The 15,266-nt window shown below is 67.9% G+C and carries 15 protein-coding genes and 1 tRNA gene; 8 read left to right on the forward strand and 8 right to left on the reverse strand.

The window, feature by feature from the left end:
* Positions 1 to 60: 60 nt before the first annotated feature.
* Both ACUDCK_RS04170 and ACUDCK_RS04175 read left to right on the forward strand, forming a co-directional pair.
* Entirely contained in the window at positions 61 to 807 is a 747-nt protein-coding gene (locus tag ACUDCK_RS04170; RefSeq protein ID WP_144657139.1) for an SDR family NAD(P)-dependent oxidoreductase, read from the forward strand.
* Positions 808 to 1,014: 207 nt separating this feature from the next.
* Positions 1,015 to 1,090: transfer RNA gene (locus ACUDCK_RS04175), tRNA-Lys, on the forward strand.
* Between the two features lie 170 nt (positions 1,091 to 1,260).
* Here ACUDCK_RS04175 and ACUDCK_RS04180 read toward each other — a convergent pair.
* On the reverse strand, positions 1,261 to 1,884 hold the full coding sequence (locus ACUDCK_RS04180) for an FMN-dependent NADH-azoreductase (RefSeq protein ID WP_054501874.1): 624 nt from the start codon (positions 1,882 to 1,884) through the stop codon (positions 1,261 to 1,263).
* A 317-nt stretch (positions 1,885 to 2,201) separates the two neighbouring features.
* On the opposite strand from ACUDCK_RS04180, the gene ACUDCK_RS04185 reads away from it, so the two are divergent.
* From ACUDCK_RS04185 to ACUDCK_RS04195, 3 genes are all read left to right on the forward strand, one after another.
* Positions 2,202 to 2,870: an HAD family hydrolase gene (locus ACUDCK_RS04185; RefSeq protein ID WP_054501873.1), complete on the forward strand. Its 669-nt coding sequence runs from the start codon at positions 2,202 to 2,204 to the stop codon at positions 2,868 to 2,870.
* A 113-nt stretch (positions 2,871 to 2,983) separates the two neighbouring features.
* A complete protein-coding gene (locus tag ACUDCK_RS04190) occupies positions 2,984 to 3,631 on the forward strand; it encodes an OmpA family protein (protein ID WP_054501872.1) in 648 nt (215 codons plus the stop codon).
* A 118-nt stretch (positions 3,632 to 3,749) separates the two neighbouring features.
* Positions 3,750 to 4,076, forward strand: coding sequence for a 4a-hydroxytetrahydrobiopterin dehydratase (locus ACUDCK_RS04195; RefSeq protein ID WP_054501979.1), 327 nt, complete (start codon positions 3,750 to 3,752; stop codon positions 4,074 to 4,076).
* A gap of 5 nt (positions 4,077 to 4,081) precedes the next feature.
* Here the strand turns inward: ACUDCK_RS04195 and ACUDCK_RS04200 are convergent, their stop codons facing one another.
* The 6 genes from ACUDCK_RS04200 to ACUDCK_RS04225 form a co-directional block, all read right to left on the reverse strand.
* Positions 4,082 to 4,537: a MarR family winged helix-turn-helix transcriptional regulator gene (locus tag ACUDCK_RS04200; protein ID WP_054501871.1), complete on the reverse strand. Its 456-nt coding sequence runs from the start codon at positions 4,535 to 4,537 to the stop codon at positions 4,082 to 4,084.
* Positions 4,534 to 4,755, reverse strand: coding sequence for a hypothetical protein (locus tag ACUDCK_RS04205; RefSeq protein WP_054501870.1), 222 nt, complete (start codon positions 4,753 to 4,755; stop codon positions 4,534 to 4,536). Before ACUDCK_RS04205 ends, ACUDCK_RS04200 begins: the two co-directional genes overlap by 4 nt.
* Entirely contained in the window at positions 4,752 to 6,386 is a 1,635-nt protein-coding gene (locus ACUDCK_RS04210; RefSeq protein WP_175168163.1) for an FAD-dependent monooxygenase, read from the reverse strand. The genes ACUDCK_RS04205 and ACUDCK_RS04210 overlap by 4 nt, the downstream gene beginning before the upstream one ends.
* Positions 6,387 to 6,509: 123 nt before the next feature.
* Entirely contained in the window at positions 6,510 to 7,208 is a 699-nt protein-coding gene (locus ACUDCK_RS04215) for a DUF6776 family protein (RefSeq protein ID WP_054501868.1), read from the reverse strand.
* 156 nt (positions 7,209 to 7,364) lie between these two features.
* The gene (gene murU / locus ACUDCK_RS04220; protein ID WP_064526488.1) at positions 7,365 to 8,051 is read right to left on the reverse strand and encodes an N-acetylmuramate alpha-1-phosphate uridylyltransferase MurU; all 687 of its coding nucleotides are present in this window, start codon (positions 8,049 to 8,051) and stop codon (positions 7,365 to 7,367) included.
* Positions 8,051 to 9,091 carry an aminoglycoside phosphotransferase family protein gene (locus ACUDCK_RS04225; RefSeq protein WP_064526485.1) on the reverse strand — a complete coding sequence of 347 codons (1,041 nt, stop codon included), beginning with the start codon at positions 9,089 to 9,091 and terminating at the stop codon, positions 8,051 to 8,053. The genes murU and ACUDCK_RS04225 overlap by 1 nt, the downstream gene beginning before the upstream one ends.
* 168 nt (positions 9,092 to 9,259) lie before the next feature.
* On the opposite strand from ACUDCK_RS04225, the gene ACUDCK_RS04230 reads away from it, so the two are divergent.
* The 3 genes from ACUDCK_RS04230 to rsmA are packed head-to-tail and all read left to right on the forward strand — an operon-like array spanning position 9,260 to position 14,031.
* Positions 9,260 to 11,653: an LPS-assembly protein LptD gene (locus ACUDCK_RS04230; RefSeq protein WP_064526482.1), complete on the forward strand. Its 2,394-nt coding sequence runs from the start codon at positions 9,260 to 9,262 to the stop codon at positions 11,651 to 11,653.
* Positions 11,650 to 13,221, forward strand: coding sequence for a peptidylprolyl isomerase (locus ACUDCK_RS04235; protein WP_054501864.1), 1,572 nt, complete (start codon positions 11,650 to 11,652; stop codon positions 13,219 to 13,221). The genes ACUDCK_RS04230 and ACUDCK_RS04235 overlap by 4 nt, the downstream gene beginning before the upstream one ends.
* An 18-nt stretch (positions 13,222 to 13,239) precedes the next feature.
* Positions 13,240 to 14,031 (forward strand): 16S rRNA (adenine(1518)-N(6)/adenine(1519)-N(6))-dimethyltransferase RsmA, encoded by a 792-nt coding sequence (gene rsmA / locus ACUDCK_RS04240; protein ID WP_054501863.1) that lies wholly within the window; start codon positions 13,240 to 13,242, stop codon positions 14,029 to 14,031.
* Between the two features lie 72 nt (positions 14,032 to 14,103).
* Here the strand turns inward: rsmA and ACUDCK_RS04245 are convergent, their stop codons facing one another.
* Positions 14,104 to 15,246, reverse strand: a complete 1,143-nt coding sequence (locus ACUDCK_RS04245; protein WP_064526522.1) for a glycerate kinase — start codon at positions 15,244 to 15,246, stop codon at positions 14,104 to 14,106.
* Positions 15,247 to 15,266 lie beyond the last annotated feature (20 nt).

Raw genomic sequence — 15,266 nt, forward strand, 5'->3', positions numbered from 1 at the left:
ACGGCCGCTTGGCGGCAGTCGATGATATTTGTACTGAACACTACAAATTATGGTGAATCCATGCAGAACCTGATCGGAAAAGTGGCTTTCGTGAGCGGCGGCAGCCGTGGCATCGGCGCGGCAATCGTGCGCCGCCTGGCGTCGGAAGGCGCGGACGTGGCTTTTACCTACGTCAGCGCCTCGTCGCGCGACACGGCGCAGGCGCTGGCGCGCGAACTCGAGGCAGAGGGACGACGCGCGCGAGCCATCCAGGCCGACTCGGCCGATCCGGCGCAAGTGCGGCGGGCGGTGGAGCAGGCCATCGGCGAACTGGGCCCGGTGGATGTGCTGGTGAACAACGCCGGCATCTTCCTGGCCGGCCCGCTGGACGAGGTCACGCTGGAGGACTATGACCGCACGATGAACATCAACGTGCGCGCGCCGTTTGTCGCGATCCAGGCGGCGCAGGCCTCGATGCCGGACGGCGGCCGCATCATCAACATCGGCAGTTGCCTGGCCGAACGCTCGGGCCGCGCCGGCGTGACACTGTACTCGGCCAGTAAGTCGGCGCTGCTGGGCATGACGCGCGGCCTGGCGCGAGACCTGGGCGCGCGCGGCATCACCGCCAACGTGGTGCATCCGGGTCCGATCGACACCGATATGAATCCGGCCGATGGCGAGCGTGCGGGCGACCTGGTGGCGGTGTTGTCGTTGCCGCACTATGGCGAAGTGCGCGACATCGCCGGCATGGTGGCGTTCCTGGCCGGCCCCGACGGGCGCTACGTGACGGGTGCGAGCCTGGCGGTGGACGGCGGGTACGCAGCCTGATCCGGCGCTCCCTGCGCGGCATGAGGCCAGGGCGAGGGCGCCCGCGTCGAAGGGCCCGCGTCTTTTTTTGGGGTCTATCTGCAATGGACTTGCACAATTAAAAAAAGGTCCCTATAATCTCGCTTCTTCGCTGGTCAAACACAACAAACGCAGCGGCGACAACGCGAAAGCGGCGTTTACCGAGTAGTGGTTGTGATTGAACATGCAGGGCTGTTAGCTCAGTTGGTAGAGCAGCGGACTCTTAATCCGTAGGTCGAGTGTTCGAGCCACTCACAGCCCACCAAAATTTCGAAGGCCGTCGACGTTAATCGTCGACGGCCTTTTTCACGTCGACGGCCTTTTTCACGTCGACGGCCTTTTTCATTTTCCGCGCGCCGGTGACTTTCCAGGCCTGTGGGCGCCCTCGGGCTTGCCCCCCATGGCTCGGGGCCGGCCGCTGCCGCTGGCGTCGCGCTAGAAATCCTGCGCGATCGCGCTCGCGCTGATCCTGGCCTGCGCGATGGTGTCCGTGGCCAGGGCGTCCCAGGTGTGTTCGACCATCAGGCGCCGCACTTCCTTGACGCCGATGAACTTCAGCCAGAAGTCGAGGTAGTCGGCCTGGTGCGCGAAGCCGGGGCTGGCGGGATAGGCGATGGGGTCGTGGCCCTGGCCGCGGACGTGGATGACCAGGGCGCGCGGGATGCTCAGCATCGGGCCGTATGCCCGCCCGTCGAAGCTGAACAGCATGCCGCGCTGGCTGACCAGGTCGATCAGTTGCTTGAGCTTGTACGGATAGTCGAAATTCCACATCGGCACGCCAAGCACGATCCGGTCGGCCTGCTGAAAGCGCCGGGCGAGTTCGGTGATGCGGGCCCAGATCGTGGCCTCGGCATCGTCCAGCGGGGCTTTGGCGACGCCCTTGTACTTGGCGCCGATCGCCCGGCTGTCGAAGTCGGGCAGGTCTTCTTCCCACACGTTCAGGGTGTCGACCTCGAGTTCGGGGTGAGCCTGGCGACAGGCGGCCAGGAACGACTGGGCGATGGCGATCGACGCCGAGCGGGCGCCACGGGGGGAAGATTCGATGTTCAAGAGACGCATGCTGCAAAGTCCGGATGGGGCGAGCGTCGTAAGTTTGGTTGCCAGTCGGCCCGCCAGGGGAAATACGATTGCAAATGCAATCGTTAGGCGGGCAATTGTATCGTTGTCCGATGGAATTGCAAACGCCATCGCGGGACGGCCTGTGGGGCGGCCCGTGGGGCGGTATCACGGCGCACCGCCGGGTCCGGGCGCCGCGAAGTACGCCATCGGCGGGCAGACAGGATTAAGCCTGGACTGAATGGTGATTGCATCCTGGCTAAATCACCGCGAGCGATGTCCTCTCTATAGTGAGGGCATCGAATCCAAGGAGTGCCCCCATGCCTGTAATTGCCCCGTCCGCCGCCTATCCCCGCGCGGTGCTGTTCGATCTGTTGACCGCGCTGCTGGATTCCTGGACGGTGTGGAATGCCGCGGCCGGCGCCGAGGCGCGCGGCCGCGCCTGGCGCGCAGAGTATCTGCGCCTGACGTATGGCTGTGGCGCCTACCAGCCCTATGAGCAATTGGTCGAGACCGCCGCCGCGGCGGTGGGGCTGCCGGCCAGCGCGCCGGCGGCGCTGGAGGCGGAGTGGGACCGGCTGCCGGTCTGGGACGGCGCGCGCGAGCTGCTGCGGGCGCTGCGTCCGCACTGCCGATTGGGCGTGGTCACCAACTGTTCGCGACGCCTGGGGCACCGCGCGGCGGGTCTGCTCGGAGTGGACTGGGATGTGGTGGTGACTTCGGAAGAAGCGGGCTTTTACAAGCCGGATCCCCGGCCCTACGAACTGGCGCTGGCGCGGCTGGAGGTGCCGGCCACGCAGGCGGCGTTCGTGGCCGGCTCAGGCTACGACCTGTTCGGCACCAGCAAGGTGGGGCTGCGCACCTATTGGCACAACCGCGTGGGCCTGGCCTTGCCTGAAGGCGCGCCGGCGCCCGAGGCGCAGTCGCCGCGACTGGATGACGCGTTGCCGTGGCTGGCCGGGTTCGGCGCGGGCGCGGCGGTGCGCTAGCCGGGGGCGGTACAAACTGTTGCGCGCTCGCGATTCCCGCAGCGGGCGGGACAGGCCTTAACATGGTCCCTGCCGGCATCCGCCGGCGCACCGACAGGATCGTGGAGGTTGTCATGCAATCAAGAACAATGCTCAAGCGTATCGCTGTAGTCGCGGCAATGGGTGTGCTGGTGGCGGGGTGTGCCACGCAACAGCAGACCAACACCGCGGTGGGGACCGGGGCGGGCGCGGCCGTGGGGGCCGGCATCGGCGCCCTGATCGGCCATGGCACCGGCGCGGCGGTCGGGGCCGGCATCGGCGCCGTGGCCGGCGGCCTGATCGGCTACAACTGGAAGGTGGTGAAGGAAGACGTGCAGAAGTCCGGCGCGACCTCGCTGGGCATCGACGTGGTCGAGATGCCGGATGGCAGCCTGAAGGTCAACATCCCGAGCAACGTGTCGTTCGATACCGACAAGACCGACCTCAAGCCGGCGTTGCTGCCGGTGCTGGACAGCGTGGCGCGCTCGCTCAACCAGCATCCCGAATTGCGCGCCAAGGTGGTGGGCCATACGGACAGCACGGGCGCGCTGGCGCACAACCAGACCTTGTCCGTGAACCGGGCGCGCAGCGTCACGGAGTATCTGTCGCGGCAGGGCGTGGCGGCGACGCGGCTGACGATCGAAGGGCGCGGGCCCAACGACCCGATCGGCGACAACGCCACCGCCGACGGCCGGGCGTTGAACCGCCGGGTCGAGATCTACCTGTACGCAGTCAAGCAGTAGTAGCATGCGGGCGCCGCGCCCATCATGCGCCGACGGCATGCCGATGGCCGTGATGGCGCCGGGCCGTCGCCGACGCGAACGGCGCGGCGCTCTTCCCTGGCTTTTCCTGGAGTTCGCCATGAGCATGTTTCCCCCTGCCCGCATCGGCACCGATATCGCGATCGCGGCCCTGTCCGGTTGGCAGGCCGTCGCGATGCGCGACGCGATCGAAAAGCGCTTCCGTTTCGCCAATTTCAACGCCGCCTTCGGTTTCATGGCGCGAGTGGCGATGTTCGCCGAGAAGCTGAACCACCACCCCGAATGGACCAACGTCTACAACCGGGTCGACGTGATGCTGACCACGCACGATGCCGGCGGCGTGACCGAGCTGGACGTGCGCATGGCGCAGTTCATGGACGAGGCCGCCGCGCAGATGGGCGCGACCGCGCCGAAAGCGGCCGCTTAGACGGATCAGCCTTCGCGCGTGCCGGAGGGGTCGCGCTGATGCGCGATCAGGCGGTCGAGCATGTCGCCGAGCTGGCGCTGTTCGTCGGCGCTGAGGCAGCCGAAGATCTCCTGGTTGCGGCGCGCGATCAGATCGATGATGCGCCGGTAGTGGGTATCGCCCGCGGCCGTCAGCGACAGCACCACGCCGCGGCCGTCGGCCGCCGAGTCCTTTTTCCTGATCAGTCCACGTTCGACCAGGGCCTGCGCCGAACGGCTCGCCTGGCCCTTGTTCAGGTTGGCGGCCAGCGCCAGGTCGTTGACCGAGAGCGGCGCGTAGCGGCCGATCGCGGCCAGGCAGCGCGCCTCGCCCAGCGGGATGCCGCAGTCTTCCAGATAGGCACGATTCGTGTCGCGGTCGGTGATCTTGTTGATCACGTGCAGGCGGTAGGTCAGGAATCGTTCGAGGGCGGGCGTGGTCACGTCGGGCGATCGGCGGTGGCGGCGGGATAGTGTGCCACAGGGGCGGCGCTGGCCGCCTCGGCCTGCGCCAGCAGGGCGGTTGCGGCCTCGGCATCCGGCAGGCGCGCCAGCGCCGACAGGCCGAGGATCGACAGGAACAGCGGCGCCTGCGTGGGGCCGACGCGAGTCAGGGCCTGCGCCATCAGGGTGTACACCCGGTCCAGTTCATCATTGCTCATGCTTGTGGCTCCCGGGGCGAGGGGGCGATCATCGGATAGTAGGGGGCCAGCGCGGCGCGCAGGACGCGCTCGTCCGCCATGGCCCAGCGGCCGAGCACATAGCCGTCCGGCCGCAGCAGCCAGACCGTGCCGGGCTGCGCGCCGAAGCGCTCGCGCAGGTGGCGGTGCGGGTCGCGCCAGGCGTCAGGCGCCGGTCCGTCGACGACGATGGCCTGCAACGGACTGGCGCTGTGCCGGGTGATGGCCGCGAGCGTGCGGAGGGTCTGGGCGGCGCGGGCGTCCGCGGCGCAGGCCAGCAGCACGAAACCCTGGCCGAAACAGGCGCTGAGGTAGCGCGGCGACGCGTCGGCGTCGGCCAGCAGCAGGTCGGGCGCGGGCTGGCCGGGGGCCGCGGCGAGTGGCTGGCCTTGCGCGCCGTCAGGCAGGTTCAGCGGCGAGCCGTCATACGAGATGGGGGCGGATTGACGCGGATTGATCAGCGGCCGGGCGCGTTCGTCGGTCAGGGCCAGCCGCAGAGCGGCCTCACGCATCAGGCGGAAGCCGAAATCCGGCGGCGCCATGAACTCGGTGCTCTTGGCGCCGTAGGCCAGATTCTGGCGGGTGGCGTGGACGCGCTCGCCGCTGTAGCTGTCGAGCAGGTCCTCGCAAGCCTGGCCGCGCAGCACCCAGGCCAGCTTCCAGGCAAGATTGCCGGCATCGTCCAGGCCGGAGTTCAGGCCGCGCACGCCGAAGATCGGCACCAGGTGGGCGGCGTCGCCGGCGAACAGCACGCGGCCGTGACGGTAGCGTTCCAGCGTCAGGCATTTGGCGTTGTAGAGCGAGATCCAGAGCGGCTTCCATGGCGCGGTCTCGCCGATCATGTCCAGATGGCTCTGCACCCGCGGCAGCACGTTCTCCGGCTTGACCGCCTCGGCGGCATCCTCGTCGTCGCGGATCTGGTAGTCGACGCGCCAGACGTTGCCGGGCTGGCGGTGCATCAACAGGGTGGAGCCGGGATTGGACGGCGGATCGAACCAGGCCAGTCGTTCGACGGGGCGGTCGGACGCCTGTTCGATATCGACAATGACGTAGCGGCCGTCGTACTGCATGCCCTCCAGCTTCAGGCCCAGCGCGTCGCGCACGCTGCTGCGGCCGCCGTCGCAGGCCACCAGCCAGTTGGCGCGCACGGTGTGATGCTGGCCGTCGATCTCGGCCTCGACGTCGACGCCGTCCGGGCCCGGACGCACCGAGACGGCCCGGGCCGACCACTGCAGCACGGCCTGGCCGGGCTGGCGCAGCATGGCCTGGTGCGCGTATTCCTCGACGAAGTACTGCTGGATGTTGACCATCGGCGCGAAGCGCTGTGTCGGGTCGTGCGACATTTCGAAGTGCAGCACTTCGCGGTCGCGGTAGTAGCTGCGCCCGCCGCTCCAGGGCAGGCCGGTGGCTGTCAGCGCCGCGTCGGCGCCAGCCCAGCCCAGGATTTCCTGCGAACGCCGCGAGATGCAGATGGCGCGGCTGCCGCTGCAATAGCCGTCGTCGGCCTCGAGCGTGAGCGAGGCGATGCCGTAATGCGCCAGCAGCGCGGCCAGGGTGAGCCCGACCGGACCGCCGCCGACGATCAGGACGGGCACGCGGGCTGGGAGTGCCATGCTGTCTCCAGGATATTAGTTGTTTGCGCAACTATATCGTCGGATTGGTTGTGTGCGCAACCATTTGGCCGCGGCAAAAAAAACCCGCCGGGGCGGGCGGGTCTTGTCGGCGCGCGACAGCGCTCAGTTGCGCACGTAGTAGATGCGCATGGCCTGTTGCTTCTGGCTGCCGTCCATGACGCGCAGCACCACGACCTTGGGAGTGAAGCCGTCGGGCAGCTTCAACTGGCCCAGCGCGTAGTCGTAGCGGTCAACGTTGAGCGTGGGGCCTTCCGGCGTGATGGTGGCGGCGCGGCCGTTGGGGTAGCTGCCGTCGATGGAGAAGGTGAGCGTCCCCTTGAATGGCGCGCCATTGCGCTCTTCGCGCATCACCAGCACCTGGTAGTCGAGCTGGCCGGGCTGGCGCTTGAAAGTGGCCGAGCGGATGCCCAGGTTGCCGCCGCGGGGATCGGGCGGCATGGCGTCCTGGAACAGCACCAGTTCCTTGTTCAGCGTTTCCAGCCTGGCGCGGGCGTCGGCCAGGTCGGCGGTGAGTTTTTCGTGGCCGGACTTGTTGGCGTCGCGTTGCTGCGTGGCCTCTTCAAGTTGGCTTTGCAGGCGCTGGTTCTCGAGCTTGGAGGCGCTCAGTTCGCTGTGCAGTTGTTCGGATTGCTCGACGGTCAGCCGCTGCGGGCCGTAGTTGGTCTGCAGGAAGAGCACGCCGCCCGCGCCCAGGGCAATGCCCACCAGCAGCAGGACCAGCCAGCGCGGCATGCGGCGCGTGCGTTGGCCCGGTTGGTAAACGGAGGGCTTGAATACGGCCCGTTGCGATCTTCCAAACATCCCCATTCCTAGAAAACGTCCTGTGTGTTGCCTGACCCTGCGCCGCGCGCACCAGTCAAAGCGTCAGAGAATACCCGGTTAAGCCGGGGCGATGGGCGCGCGGACAAGCCTCGTTGCGCACCTTGATATTGTGAAATATGTGGGCATTGGCCGGACTCACGGCGCGCCGCGGCGGAGTTCGGCGTCCAGGTCGGCCAGCCGCTGGGGGGTGCCGATGTCGGCCCATCGGCCGGCGTGGCGGGCGCCACGGACGCGGCCCTGTTCCATGGCTTGCCGGAGCAGGGGCGCGAGCCGCGCGGCCGTGCCGCGGGCAATCCCCGCGAATAGCATGGGATGGTAGACGCCGATGCCGGAAAAGGTCAAACGGGCCTCGCCGCCGTCCTCGACCCGGCCGTCGGCCGTGAGGGTGAAATCGCCGGCCGGGTGTTGCGGCGGATTGTCGGCCATCAGCAGCCAGGCGCCGGCGGGCGGGAGCGCGGTCGCCAGGGCCGGCGCGGCGGCGGGGTCCCAGTCGCACCAGATGTCGCCGTTGATCACCAGGAACGGGTCCGGCCCCAGCAGCGGCAGGGCCTGGGCGATGCCGCCGGCGGTTTCCAGGGCGCTGGCCTCGGGCGAGTAGCGGATCCGCAGGCCGAAGGCCGCGCCGTCGCCCAGCGCGCGTTCGATCTCGTGGCCGAGCCAGGCGTGGTTGATGACCACGTCCTGTAAGCCGGCCGCGGCCAGCCGTTCGAGGTGCCAGGCGATCAGGGGCTTGCCGCCGACCGGCAGCAGCGGCTTGGGCAGGCGGTCGGTCAGCGGGCGCATGCGTTCGCCGCGGCCGGCGGCAAGGATCATGGCGCGCATCAGAAGGTGTATCCGACGCTGACCTGGCGGTCGTCGAGCTTGTCCAGCAGGCGCAGCAGGGGCGTGAAGACGCCGTAGCGCTGCGCCACCTGGCGCACGTAGCCGTTCACCCGCGGCATGTGGGCCAGGTAGTGGGCCTTGCCGTCGCGGTGGTTCAGGCGGGCGAAGACGCCCAGGATCCGCAGGTTGCGCTGCAGGCCCATCCATTCATAGGCGCGGTGGAATTCGGCGAAGTCGGCGTCGACCGGCAGGCCGGCGGCGCGCGCCATTTCCCAGTAGCGGATGGCCCAGTCGAGCTGCTGCGGTTCTTCCCAGGTGGTGCGGGCGTCGGTCACCAGCGACGCCAGGTCGTAGGTGATGGGGCCGGCCAGCGCATCCTGGAAGTCGATGACGCCCGGGTTGGGGCCGTATTGCGGCTGGTCGCATAGCATCAGGTTGGGCGAGTGGTAGTCGCGGTGCACCAGCACGGTGGGCTGGTTGCCGTTGCTGGCCGAGAGCAGCGCGAAGATCTTTTCCAGGGCCTGCGCGGTCTTGTCGTCGAGCGTGGCGCCGTGGTGCTTCTGCACGTACCACTCGGGGAACAGCTTGAGTTCGTCGGCCAGCCGCCCGGTATCGTAACGGGCCAGGCCGGTGGTTTGGGCCTGCTGCAGGCGCACCAGCGCCGCCAGGGCGTCGCGGTACATCGATTGCAGGCGGGCGTCGTCCACGCCGTCCTGGATGCGCTGGTAATAGGTCTGCTCGCCCAGGTCGGACAGCAGCAGCAGGCCCTGGTCGAGGTCCTGCGCGATCACGTCGGGCACGTTCAGGCCGGCGTCGCGCAGCAACTGGTCCACGTGCAGGAACGGGCGGCAGTCCTCATGCTGGGGCGGCGCGTCCATCACGATCAGGGTGCGGCCGGCGGCGTCCAGGCGGAAATAGCGGCGGAAACTGGCGTCGGCGGAGGCGGGGCGCAGGCTGTCCACCGCCAGTCCCAGGGCGGCGGGCAGGCCTTGCAGCCAGGCGCGGATCTGCTCCAGGCGGGGGTCATGATCGTTTTTCAAGGAAGATCCGTGTCAGAAGGGCAATATTGCGGAAAATTGGGTTGCGCGCACATAAGGCTGGGCGTCTGGCGCGGCTTCTCTATAATACCGGCTCGTTTCCGTTAGCATGGGCCCCTGCCGGGCGCCATCGCCTGGTTCCCCCATCGTCAAAAAGGGCTGTTTTCACTCGTGCGCAAGGTTCGGTGGTTGATCCTATCTGCTATCAGCGTCGCCGGGGCCGTTCAGGCCCAGGGCAGCCAAGGCTCGGCTCCCGCGTCGACGTCGATCACGGCGGCTCCTGAGCTGCGCACTTCCCCCGGGCTGCGGGTGCACCGCCTGCCGGACGGGAACATCCCGGCCTATATGGAAGCGGACACCATCGAGGGTGATCCGGATTCCGACCTGACCCTGACCGGCGCGGCCCAGGTCCGCCGCATCGACGGCGTCATCAAGGGCGATCGGATCAACTACCGCAAGGATACCGGCGAGGTGGACGTGCAGGGCAACGCGCGCATGATGCGCGACGGCACCCTGGTGACGGGGCCCAACGCCAAGTTCAACGTCGACAAGTACTCCGGCGAAGTCGAGAAACCGAATTTCTGGCTGGGCGCCACCGGCGGCTTCGCCGTGGCGGAACACGCCGACATCTTCAGCAAGTCGCAGATGCGGCTGCATACGGTCACCTACAGCGGCTGCTCGTGCGAGACGCCGTCGTGGTACATCAAGGCCAAGACGGTCGACATCGACTTCGATGAAAACGAAGGCGTGGCCCGCAATGGCGTGCTGTACTTCAAGGACGTGCCGATCCTGGCGTCGCCCTACATGACCTTCCCGGTCAAGAAGGAACGCAAGTCGGGTTTCCTGATGCCGACTTATGGCACCACCAGCAAGGGCGGTTTCGACTTTTCTCTGCCGTACTACCTGAACATCGCGCCGAACTATGACGCGACGATCCAGCCGCGCTACTTTTCCAAGCGCGGTTTGCAGTTGGGCGGCGAGTTCCGCTACCTCGGCGCGAGCTACGCTGGCAGCTTCTACGGCGCTTATTTGCCGAACGACAACGTCAGTGGCGAAGACCGCTGGATGTACTGGTGGCGCCATCAGCAGTTGCTGGGCAACGGTTTCTACGCCGACTGGGACGTGGCCAAGGTCTCGGATAACGACTACTTCCGCGATATTTCGCAACTGGGCCTGAACCAGGCGTCCACCACCTACCTGCCGCAGCGCGCGCGGGTGGGCTGGTCCTCGACATACTGGAGCGCCTATGCGCAGGTCTACAAGTACCAGACCCTGCAGGATCCGGATGCGCTGTTGACGCCGCCCTATGACAAGCAGCCCGAGCTGTACCTGCGCGGCGCCCGCTACGACTGGGGCGGCTTCGACGTGGACTGGACCTCGACCGCGGTGCGTTTCAGCAAGCCGCTGTTCCTGGGCAATCGCAACGGTCCCAACGGCGACCGCCTGCAGACCTACCCGACTGTGTCATATCCGATCGTCCGTCCGGGCTGGTTCGTGATTCCCAAGGCCGGGGTCAATTACACCCAGTACCAGACGGATTGGTATCACGGTGACTGGCTCGGTTTGAACTCGGGCACGGCCAATGCCGGCACCTCGTTCGGCTACCCGCGCTCGCAGTCGCGCACGGTGCCCATCATGTCGCTGGACGCCGGCCTGATCTTCGAGCGCGACACCACGTTGTTCGGCAAGGATTCGATCCAGACCCTGGAGCCGCGGTTGTACTACCTGCGTGTGCCGTACCGCGACCAATCCAAGATTCCGGTCTACGACACATCGCTGTCCGACTTCAGCTTTTCGCAGGCCTTCGAGGAGAATATCTACACCGGTGGCTGGGATCGCATTTCCAACGCCAATCAGTTGACCGCCGCGCTGACCACGCGCTGGCTCGATGCCTCCACCGGTTTCGAACGCGCGTCGCTGGCCGTGGCGCAACGACTGTATTTCGCCGACCAGCAAGTGACGTTGCCCGGCGAGACGCCGCGCGAGAACGTGCGCTCCGACTTCCTGGTGGGCGCCAGCGCCGCTTTGACCGACACGTTCTCGACTGACGTGGCGGCGCAGTACAACCCCTACGACAACCGCTGGTCGCGCGGATTGCTCAGCGGCCGTTGGTCGCCGCAGCGCCTGACGACGGTGGCCTTGGCCTATCGTTATCAGCGTGATCCGCAGCCGGGCGTGGCTTATCAGCCGCAAGGGCAGAACCAGATCAGCCTGGCAGTGCAATGGCCGTTCACCAAGCGCTGGTACGGCGTGGGCCGCGTGGACTATTCGCTGCGCGACGGTCCGTCCAGCACGGTCAGCGGTACCAACGACTCCCCGCGTATCACGCAGGCCATCGCCGGCCTCGAATACAAGGGCGATTGCTGCTGGGTTGGCCGGATGGTGTTCCAACGCTACGCCGTGTCCGCCACCGACGCCAACACGGCGCTGTTTTTCCAGTTGGAGTTGACCGGACTGGGTTCCCTGGGAACCGATCCGATGAACCTGCTGAACAGAAGTATCCCCGGTTACTCGCGCATCACCCCGCCTGCGCCCACCGGGACCACATTTGAAAGGTATGAATGATGCGTAGGTTGCACTCTTTGCGTCGCTTCTCCGGCAACGCGCTGTTGCTGGCCGTTTGCGCCGCTTTCTCCGCCGCGCACGCGGCCGAGCCGAACGCCAAGGGCGCCAAGAATGCGCCGACCACGCAGAAAAGCGCGCCGCCCGCCGGGGAGCAGTTCGTCGACGGCATCGCCGCCGTGGTCGACAAGGACGTGATCACCCTGCGCGAATTGCGCGATGCGTCGCTGCGCATTGCCGGCGAACTGAAGGCCCGCGGCATCCAGGTGCCCGACGACAAGACCCTGCAGCACCAGGTATTGCAGCGCCTTATCATGGAACGGGTGCAGCGCCACGAGGCCGACCGTCTCGGCATCCGCGTCGATGATGCCCAGGTCGACCAGGCCATCAAGACCATTGCCGACCGCAACAAGATCAGCCCGGCCCAGTTGCGCCAGGAAATCGAGAAGTCCGGCACCTCCTGGGACAGTTATCGCAAGTCCCTGAAGGACGAGATCCGCTCCGATCGCCTGCGCCAGCGCGCGGTCGACTCCACCATCGTCATTTCCGATGCCGAGGTCGATGCGTTCCTGAGGGACCAGCGCCGCAATCCGGCGTTCGGCGCCGCGCCCCCGTCGGCGCAACAGGCCCAGCCGCAACCGGCGCCGGAAGCCGCGCCCGAGCAGGCCGCCGCGCCGGCCGGTCCGATGCTCTACGCCGTGGCGCAGATCCTGGTGCGCGTGCCGGAAGGCTCGTCGCCCGATCAGGTCGCCGCGTTGCGCAAGAAGGCCGAGGACCTGCTGGCCCGCGCCAAGCGCGGCGATGACTTCGCCAGCCTGGCGGCCGCCAATTCGGACGGCCCCGAAGCCCTGCAAGGCGGCGTGATGGGCGTGCGTCCGCTGGACGGCTGGCCCGACCTGTTCGCCAAGGCCCTCGGCAATCTGCAGAAGGGCCAGGTGTCGACGCTGCTCCAGAGCGGCAACGGCTTCCACATCCTCAAGGTGATGGACCGCGGCACCGCGCAACCGGCGCCCAGCCGCACCGCCCGCGCCCCCGCTCCCGCGCCGGCACCGCAGCCGCGTCCGCAACCCCAGGCCCAGGCGCCGCAAGGTCCGGTCGAGGTGATGCAGACGCATGCGCGCCACATCCTGATCAAGACCTCGACCGTCATGAGCGACGAGCAGGCCCGCCAGCGCCTTGAACAGGTGCGCCAGCGCCTGGTGGCGGGCGATGCCAAGTTCTCGGACATGGCGCGTCAATACTCACAGGACGCGACCGCGCCGCAGGGCGGCGACCTCGGCTGGCTCAATCCGGGCGAGACCGTGCCGACCTTCGAGGCAGCGATGAATGCGCTGAAGCCGGGCGAGATCAGCCAACCGATCCAGACGCCGTTCGGCTGGCACCTGATCCAGGTCGAAGAGCGCCGCCAGCACGACGCCACCGACGACCTGGCCCGCATGCGCGCCCGCCAGACGCTGTTCGAGCGCCGTGCCCAACCCGCTTTCGAAGATTGGCTGGATCAGTTGCGCGCCCAGGCGTACATCGACAACCGGCTGGAAAAGCAGGACCGTATCAACCAGAACAACCGCTGATCGCAGCCCGGGTTTTTCATGTCTCAACACCAGGCGCGCAAGCGCTTTGGCCAGAACTTCCTGACCGACGAGAGCGTGGTCGAGTCGATCGTGCGGGCGGTCAGTCCCGCTCGCACCGACACCGTGGTCGAGATCGGGCCGGGCCTGTCGGCGCTGACGCGGCCGCTGCTCGAGCGGCTCGATCACCTGACCGCGGTCGAGATCGACCGTGACCTGGCGGCGCGCCTGCGCAAGCAGTTCGAGGAAGGTCGCCTGACCGTGGTCGAGGCCGACGCGCTGACGGTGGATTTCTCGCAGTTCGGCGCGGGGCTGCGGGTGGTAGGCAACCTGCCCTACAACATCTCCAGTCCGCTGCTGTTCCATCTGATGACCTGGGCCGACCATGTCCGCGACCAGCATTTCATGCTGCAGCGGGAAGTGATCGACCGCATGGTCGCGCAGCCCGGCAGCGGCGATTTCAGCCGCCTGTCGGTGATGCTGCAGTCGCGCTATCGCATGCACAAGCTGTTCGACGTGCCGCCCGAGGCCTTCGATCCGCCGCCCAAGGTGGTGTCGGCCATCGTGCGCATGGTGCCGTTGCCGGCCGAGCGCCTGCGCCCGGTCAGCGCGCGCGCCTTCGAGACCGTGGTGGCCCGCGCCTTCTCGCAGCGCCGCAAGATGTTGCGCCGGGTGCTGGCCGACTGGGCGCCGCAGGTGCCTTGGGAAGCGCTGGACATCGCGCCCACCGCGCGCGCCGAGGATATCTCGGTGGATCGCTACATCCGCCTGTCGGATGCGCTGGTCGAGGCCGGCGTGCTGCAGGGCGGTTGATGCCGTACCGCCGCCAGGCAAGCAAAAGCCCGCGTACAGCGGGCTTTTTTTCGTGATGACGCGCGGTGGCCGCTACAGCATGCGCTTCTGCGCCGCCATCCACAATTGCATCACGTCACGGGCGCGGTCGTGCAGCAGGCGTTCGGCATCGGCCAGGGCTTGCTGCAAAGTGATGGGGCCGGGCGCCAGGCTGAAGGCGGCGCTGATGCCGCCGGCGTGCAGCGCTTCGTAGCCTTCACCAAGGGAGCCGGCCAGCGCCACCACCGGCACGCCGGCCTGGTGTGCAATGCGGGCCACGCCCGCCGGCGTCTTGCCGCGCAGGGTCTGCGCGTCCATGCGGCCTTCGCCGGTGAAGGCGAGCGTGGCGCCTTCCATGGCCTGCGCCAGGCCGCCGAGTTCGGCGACGATCTCGACGCCGGGCCGGAAGTGCGCGTTCAGGAACGTCTTGGCGGCGAAGCCGAGGCCGCCCGCGGCGCCCGCGCCGGCATCGTGGCGGCGGTCGCTGCCCAACTGGCGCGCGCAGATGTCGGCGAAGTGGCCGAGCATGGCGTCCAGCGTCTGCACCTGTTCGGGCGTGGCGCCTTTCTGCGGACCGAAGACGTGCGAGGCGCCCTGCGGGCCGCACAAGGGATTGTCGACGTCGGAGGCGATGACGATGCTTGTCTTCGCCAGCCGCGGATCGAGGCCGCGCATGTCGATGCTGGCCAGTTGGCCCAGCGCGCCGCCGCCCGGCGGCAGGCTGCGGCCGTCCTGATCGAGCAGGCGCAGGCCCAGCGCGGTCAGCATGCCGGCGCCGCCGTCGTTGGTGGCGGAGCCGCCCAGGCCCAGGATGATGCGTTCGGCGCCGGCATCCAGCGCCGCCAGGATCAATTCACCCACGCCGTGGCTGCTGGCGCGCATCGGATCGCGCTTGGACGGCGCGATCAGTTCGAGGCCGGCGGCCGCGGCCATCTCGATGATGGCGGTGCCGTCCTCGAGCAGGCCCCACACGGCGTCGACCTTGTGGCCCAGCGCATCGTTGACCGTGCGCTCGCGCGCCTGGCCGCCGGCCGCCGCCAGCACCGCCTCGACCGTGCCTTCGCCGCCGTCCGCCATCGGAATGCAGACCGTGTGCGCGCCGGGACAGGCGGCCTTGACGCCGCGCGCGATGGCCGCGGCCGCGTCGGGGGCGGAGACGCTTTCCTTGAAGGAGTCGGGTGCGATGACGATTTTCACGAGGTCGGCCACGGTGCGTT

The organism is Achromobacter sp. CF-sbj1-Ac2-l (assembly GCF_052698165.1).

Coding starts and splice junctions, on each gene's coding strand:
- ACUDCK_RS04170 (WP_144657139.1), top strand. CDS start 61: ATGCAGAACCTGATCGGAAAAGTGGCTTTCGTGAGCGGCGGCAGCCGT.
- ACUDCK_RS04180 (WP_054501874.1), bottom strand. CDS start 1,884: ATGCGTCTCTTGAACATCGAATCTTCCCCCCGTGGCGCCCGCTCGGCG.
- ACUDCK_RS04185 (WP_054501873.1), top strand. CDS start 2,202: ATGCCTGTAATTGCCCCGTCCGCCGCCTATCCCCGCGCGGTGCTGTTC.
- ACUDCK_RS04190 (WP_054501872.1), top strand. CDS start 2,984: ATGCAATCAAGAACAATGCTCAAGCGTATCGCTGTAGTCGCGGCAATG.
- ACUDCK_RS04195 (WP_054501979.1), top strand. CDS start 3,750: ATGAGCATGTTTCCCCCTGCCCGCATCGGCACCGATATCGCGATCGCG.
- ACUDCK_RS04205 (WP_054501870.1), bottom strand. CDS start 4,755: ATGAGCAATGATGAACTGGACCGGGTGTACACCCTGATGGCGCAGGCC.
- ACUDCK_RS04210 (WP_175168163.1), bottom strand. CDS start 6,386: ATGGCACTCCCAGCCCGCGTGCCCGTCCTGATCGTCGGCGGCGGTCCG.
- ACUDCK_RS04215 (WP_054501868.1), bottom strand. CDS start 7,208: ATGTTTGGAAGATCGCAACGGGCCGTATTCAAGCCCTCCGTTTACCAA.
- murU (WP_064526488.1), bottom strand. CDS start 8,051: ATGCGCGCCATGATCCTTGCCGCCGGCCGCGGCGAACGCATGCGCCCG.
- ACUDCK_RS04235 (WP_054501864.1), top strand. CDS start 11,650: ATGATGCGTAGGTTGCACTCTTTGCGTCGCTTCTCCGGCAACGCGCTG.
- rsmA (WP_054501863.1), top strand. CDS start 13,240: ATGTCTCAACACCAGGCGCGCAAGCGCTTTGGCCAGAACTTCCTGACC.